This window comes from Limnofasciculus baicalensis BBK-W-15, from assembly GCF_024178385.1.
Lineage (GTDB): Bacteria > Cyanobacteriota > Cyanobacteriia > Cyanobacteriales > Coleofasciculaceae > Limnofasciculus > Limnofasciculus baicalensis.
In genome coordinates, this window is the sequence record NZ_JAMZMM010000384.1 from 1 (window position 1) to 5,578 (window position 5,578).

General features: G+C 42.8%; 6 protein-coding genes. 2 read left to right on the forward strand and 4 right to left on the reverse strand.

The genetic code is table 11. The features are described 5' to 3' along the window. Positions 1-25: 25 nt before the first annotated feature. The gene (gene pheS, locus NJ959_RS24915; protein WP_254014450.1) at positions 26-1,030 is read right to left on the reverse strand and encodes a phenylalanine--tRNA ligase subunit alpha; all 1,005 of its coding nucleotides are present in this window, start codon (positions 1,028-1,030) and stop codon (positions 26-28) included. A 424-nt stretch (positions 1,031-1,454) separates the two neighbouring features. Between pheS and NJ959_RS24920 the strand changes: the two genes are divergently transcribed. Beyond that, the gene (locus NJ959_RS24920; protein ID WP_254014451.1) at positions 1,455-1,709 is read left to right on the forward strand and encodes a hypothetical protein; all 255 of its coding nucleotides are present in this window, start codon (positions 1,455-1,457) and stop codon (positions 1,707-1,709) included. Positions 1,710-1,742: 33 nt separating this feature from the next. Then, positions 1,743-2,483: a Uma2 family endonuclease gene (locus tag NJ959_RS24925; protein WP_254014452.1), complete on the forward strand. Its 741-nt coding sequence runs from the start codon at positions 1,743-1,745 to the stop codon at positions 2,481-2,483. A gap of 91 nt (positions 2,484-2,574) precedes the next feature. Here NJ959_RS24925 and NJ959_RS24930 read toward each other — a convergent pair whose 3' ends face one another. From NJ959_RS24930 to NJ959_RS24940, 3 genes are all read right to left on the reverse strand, one after another. After that, a complete protein-coding gene (locus NJ959_RS24930) occupies positions 2,575-3,777 on the reverse strand; it encodes an aldo/keto reductase (protein ID WP_254014453.1) in 1,203 nt (400 codons plus the stop codon). A 111-nt stretch (positions 3,778-3,888) separates the two neighbouring features. After that, positions 3,889-4,599: a ribose-5-phosphate isomerase RpiA gene (rpiA, locus tag NJ959_RS24935; protein WP_254014454.1), complete on the reverse strand. Its 711-nt coding sequence runs from the start codon at positions 4,597-4,599 to the stop codon at positions 3,889-3,891. An 87-nt stretch (positions 4,600-4,686) separates the two neighbouring features. Then, complete coding sequence (locus NJ959_RS24940; protein ID WP_254014455.1) at positions 4,687-5,175, reverse strand: RNA recognition motif domain-containing protein; 489 nt, start codon at positions 5,173-5,175, stop codon at positions 4,687-4,689. Between the last annotated feature and the right edge of the window lie 403 nt (positions 5,176-5,578).

A 5,578-nucleotide genomic window follows, 5' to 3' on the forward strand; every position in this document is an offset into this window, starting at 1 on the left:
ACTCCCTACTCCCCACTCCCCTCTTCTAAAACTGCCGTAAAAAGCGCAAATCGCTATTATAAAGTCGGCGAATATCATCAATTTGGTGAAAAACCATGGCAAAACGCTCTGCACCAAAACCAGCAGCAAAACCAGTATAAACTTCTGGATCGTAACCCACTGCTTTGAGAACATTAGGATCGACCATACCACATCCCCCCATTTCCAACCATTTTCCTTTCCACTGAACATCTATTTCTGCTGATGGCTCAGTAAAAGGGAAATAACTGGCACGAAGACGTACAGGCACTTCCTCTCCAAACATTTCTTGAAAGAATACCTTAAGTATACCTTTGAGATCGGTAAAAGTTATCCCTTCATCCACAGCTAATATTTCAATTTGATGGAAGACAGCGGCATGAGTTGCATCCACTGTATCCCGACGATAAACGCGACCGGGTGCGATAATACGGATGGGTGGCTCATTATCTTCCATGTAGCGAATTTGCACCGAAGAAGTATGAGTGCGAAGTAAATTGCCATCAGGGAGGTAAAAAGTATCCTGCATATCCCTGGCTGGATGATCTGGTGGCGTATTTAATGCTTCAAAATTGTAATAATCCGTCTCCATTTCCGGACCTGTAGCAACAGTATAGCCCAAACCGACGAAAATATCTAAAACCCGATCGATGGTACTATTAATTGGGTGGAGTTTCCCTTGGGGACGATATACTCCCGGCATAGAGACATCAAGTGTCTCGGCTGCTAATTTAGCCTGGATTTGGGCAGCTTGAAAGTGTTGCCGCTTGCTGTCTAAGTTATTTTGGAGTGCTTCTTTAACTTCATTAGCCAAAGCGCCGACACGAGGACGATTTTCTGCGTCTAATTTACCCATACCTCGCAAGACAAGAGAGAGTTGCCCCTTTTTGCCAAGGTAGTTGACACGTAGCTGTTCTAATTCTTCCAGAGTTTGGGAATTTGCGATCGCATCTGTTGCTTCTTGTTGGAGTGCGGCTAATTGGGTGTCAAGATCGTTAACTGCTGTGGTCATACTGGTAGTATTGAGGGTTAATCTTTTAGTTTGCCAGATTTTGTTTACTAGGAGAACTTCTGTTTCTTAACCGAAATATGAATAATATCAGTATTATAACTATAATCGATACAACTTCATTACATTTACAGCACTTCTGGTCAAACAGGACTTATGCAGTAACATTACTAATGGTGGGAATGGTGCGTTACGCTACGCTAACACACCCTACAAATAGAGGAGTCGCGTAAGTCCTGTCAAAGATCGAGTAAAATGCCCGTGTTAGTTAGAGATTCGTAATACGCATAATTGCTACAACTTCGTTACATTTGCGGCGCTTTTGGGGAAATATCGAGTAAATTAGCACACAAGAGGAAGCCAGAAATCCCTAAATAGCATTTTAACTCAGACGCACCGACTCTACCAACCACAAGAGGAGCGATAAATGAAAGCAACTTACTCTCTGAGTCACTCACTAATTGCAGCCGCTCATCCGTCAACTATAGACTTAATTATTAATTTCGGAGCTGACAATGAGACAGACAACCAAATAACCCGTCGTCCCCTCAATCTTAGCTTAGTTATCGATAGATCTGGTTCGATGGCTGGAAAGTCGCTACTGAAGTGCCTACTACAAACTGGAGTTTCCTTAATAAACTTGGAATCTGCTGTAAATTTCAACTTCCCTAAAACATGTTAAAATTAAACCAATAAGTTCCCATGGGGAAAAGTTATGGTAATTAGCCAGGAAAAATTAATCAAACCAACGGCAAGATTGACTGTGACTTGGGAAAAACTCCCAATAGACTATAAACTAGAAGAAGAGCCTGTGGAAAACACTGGTCAACCTTTAATTGCCGGAGCCTTGCGCGAAGCCTTAGAAATGATAGGCTTCATTAAACCAGAAATGCTCATGGCTTCCAACTTAGGAATTTGCGCCACCGTAAACCAAGAATTGGTAATTAAAGCACCGGATTGGTTGTATGTAGCGAGCGTTGAACCTCTAATTGTACCAGGTGAACGTAAAAGCTATACACCAAATCTAGAAGGTGATACTCCCAGCATCGTGATGGAATTTCTATCAGATACCGATGGTGGAGAATATTCATTCAAACGCACATCTCCTGTCGGTAAATGGTTTTTTTATGAGCAAATTCTCAAAGTACCAACATATATTATCTTCGAGCCAGCTTCCGGATTGTTAGAAGTCTATCGGTGGCGCGAAGGGCGTTATGAATTGGAATTACCAGACTCCGAAGGGCGGCATTGGTTTGCTGAAATGGGGTTATTTTTAGGCACATGGCGAGGAGAAAAAGAAGGGCGCACAGGTTATTGGTTGCGCTGGTGGAATGAGGAGGAAAATCTACTTCTGTGGGGTGTCGAACTCTTAGAAAAAGAACGTCAGCGATCTGATAAACTGGTAGCCTACTTACTTTCTCAGGGAATTAACCCTGATGAAATTGATTTAAGCTGAGGTTTGCTTCATAAACCTCAGAAACCCTAAACCTCAGAAACCCTAAACCTCAGAAACCGGGTTTCTTCAAGAAACCCGGTTTCTTTATACCTCACTGTTGCGATAAGCGTTTAACTTCTTCGCCCCCTAATAGCCGATGAGCCTCTTCCAAATAAGCAGGAATTTTATCAGCATGGGGACTATTGCGCAAACATTCCCGCAAATCGAATTCTCGCACCTTATCCGCTTTATTACCAGGAAACCAGTGATCGGCATTTCCTAAGAGATTATAGCGTATTTTGCCATAATCGAGCATATCGTAGGCGATCGCTAAATTCCTCAGCCACAGAATCACTGGCATATTTATATTTCCTGGAGTTTCCTCATGAGTTGGTAAGCCAACTTGCCAAGTTTTTACCCAGTCTTCTCCCAAATGCGCGATGCCTCCGGCGGGCGCAGCCATCGCAGTTTCTTCTAATCTTGCTAAAATTGGCGGTAAAATCTCCGAAGCTTGCTCCAATAATGTCACCGTCTTTAAATGTTCGTCAAAATCCGCAGGTTTTGATGCTCCTATACTCAAAGTATGAACTTGAGGATGACTTAAACAAAACAAATCGTTAAACACCATTGGGCTTAAAGGATCGCAAATTTCTACCAAACGTTTTGGCGGTTGATAAAGCATTCCGCCCTTATTAGATGGACTAATAATAAACACGCCCATATCGTGGCGATTTGCCGCTTCAATTCCCGCCCAATTCCATTGATTAATGTAATACCAGTGGAGGTTAATATAGTCAAATTGATTAGTTTCAATTGTCTTGACAATTAAGTCAGTTGGTGCATGGGTAGAAAAACCAATAAATCTTACCTTTCCCTCCTCTTGCAGTTTCCGTGCCACATCAAGACACCCACCGGGACGGATGGTATCATGTAAAAGCTCTGGCGTATTAATACCATGTATTCCCAGTAAGTCAACATAGTCTAGCTTCAGAAAACCTATAGATTTCTCCCACTGACGCAAAAACTCTTTGGAGTCAGATTTAGGATCAATTTTAGTCTGAACAATTAGTTTTTCGCGAGGCAAAGTGGGTAAAATTCGTCCCAATTGCATCTCAGATGTGCCGTACCCTCTTGCCGTTTCAATATGATTAATTCCGACTTCAAGAGAGCGGCGAATCGTCGCTTCCAGATTTTGTTGATTCTCTTGGGGGATATCTGACTCTGGAATATCCTGCCATTTAAACTGATATCTCATCCCGCCACAGGAGAATATCGGCATTTGTAATTCTGTTCGTCCAAATCGTCGGTATTGCATGATTTTCCCAATCGCGACTCTTCAACTATTTTAAGACAAGCTAATAGCTAACAGCTAATTGTAAAATGAAACAGCCCCCCTTGGTAAGGGGGGTTAGGGGGGTAAACTAATCTACATCTCGTAGACTAAAGGTTTCCCATCTTTAACTTCACCAACTAAAACCACATCTGTCACGCCAACAAATAAACCATTTTCCAGGACACCAGGAATATTATTGAGCGTCTTTTCTAACTCAGCGGGGTTATCAATTGAGTCAAAAGTGACATCAACTACCATATTACCTTGGTCGGTAATTACAGGACCAGCCTTCCTAATCCCCATACGGAGTTCCGGCTTACCGCCCAATTTTGCGATCGCACGCATCACAGGTGTAATCGCCATCGGAATCACTTCCACAGGCAACTTAAAAGTCGATCCCAAACGCTCGACTAATTTACCACTATCCACCACAACCACAAATTTATTGGCGAGAGCATCAACTACTTTCTCACGAGTATGAGCCGCACCGCCGCCTTTAATTAAATTTTTGTTAGGATCGACTTCATCAGCACCATCAATAGCGATATCAATATGGTCTACCGCATCTAGAGTAGTTAAGGGAATACCATACTCTTTCGCTAAAACTTCGGCTTGAAAAGAGGTAGGGATACCCACAATATCTTTAATTTCACCCGATTTTAGGCGATCGCCTATATACTGAATGGCGTAGGCTGTGGTTGAACCCGTACCCAACCCCACGATCGTACCAGATTCCACAAGAGCAGCGGCGGCCTTGCCCACTTCCTGTTTCATTAACTTAACTGGATCAATTTCTGCACTCACTATTAAAATCCTTTAATTAGTACTCAATAGATAGTAGTCAGTAGTCAATAGTCAAAAAACTAACGACGACTGACTACTGGAAAAAAATTAGGGATTACTCGCTTGAGCGGATAAACGCTCTTTGAGGATTGCCAACTGATTTGCCCAGCGGGGATCGGGTTGAATAGCACCAGAGTCAGGTGTACTTGTTGTGCTGCCAGAGGAGCCGCCACGTTGTTTGGGCTTTTTGCCACCACCCCGACGCGGAGCAGCAGTAGGAGTAGCAGTAGCGCTGGTAGTGCTGCCACTACTGCTCTCTGGACGAGATTCGTCATCCTCACCCTTAGACTTAGGCTGCGCTTTTTCAATTTTCAGAGCAGCGTCTTGGAAAATATGACCATTGAACTTCTCAATGATTTCATCAGCTAGCTCATCAGTGGGAACAGTGACAAAGCCAAAGCCCCGACACTTACCAGTTTTGCGATCCTTAATCACCTTTGTGGAAATAGATTTATTCGCGTCTGCAAAAATAGCGTGCAGTTCATCGCGGTTCACTTGATCTTTGGGCAAATTGCCGACATAAAGACGAACGGACATGAGAGATACCTCCAGACATAGACTTTAAAACAAACTTGCTTACACCAGCAATCATCCTGGCTAAGGATAGATTTGATGGACGAATGGTTCTCAAAACCAGACAATCCTCTGACGATCCTTACCAAATTCAACATTACAGACTGATGTAGTAAAATCAAACCCCTTAAAACCCTTCATTGAGAGCAAGCACGACCCCCCTTTTGATCTCAGGGTCGCAGTTCTAACCATTAAAGCTAATGTTTTTCTGCTTCTTTTGATTATTACAGAATATTTACACGATTTATAACGCCAGACAAATTTCTCTAGGCAAGTAAGTATAACAGAAACAACGATACCAAATTCCATTCAAAGATAAAACTTGTACAGTACACTAGACGATCCCTCGCCCCGATCCCCTAACCCC

Bases quoted from the DNA above. Each gene is read 5' to 3' on its own strand.
- pheS (WP_254014450.1), bottom strand. From the start codon at position 1,030: ATGACCACAGCAGTTAACGATCTTGACACCCAATTAGCCGCACTCCAA.
- NJ959_RS24920 (WP_254014451.1), top strand. From the start codon at position 1,455: ATGAAAGCAACTTACTCTCTGAGTCACTCACTAATTGCAGCCGCTCAT.
- NJ959_RS24925 (WP_254014452.1), top strand. From the start codon at position 1,743: ATGGTAATTAGCCAGGAAAAATTAATCAAACCAACGGCAAGATTGACT.
- NJ959_RS24930 (WP_254014453.1), bottom strand. From the start codon at position 3,777: ATGCAATACCGACGATTTGGACGAACAGAATTACAAATGCCGATATTC.
- NJ959_RS24940 (WP_254014455.1), bottom strand. From the start codon at position 5,175: ATGTCCGTTCGTCTTTATGTCGGCAATTTGCCCAAAGATCAAGTGAAC.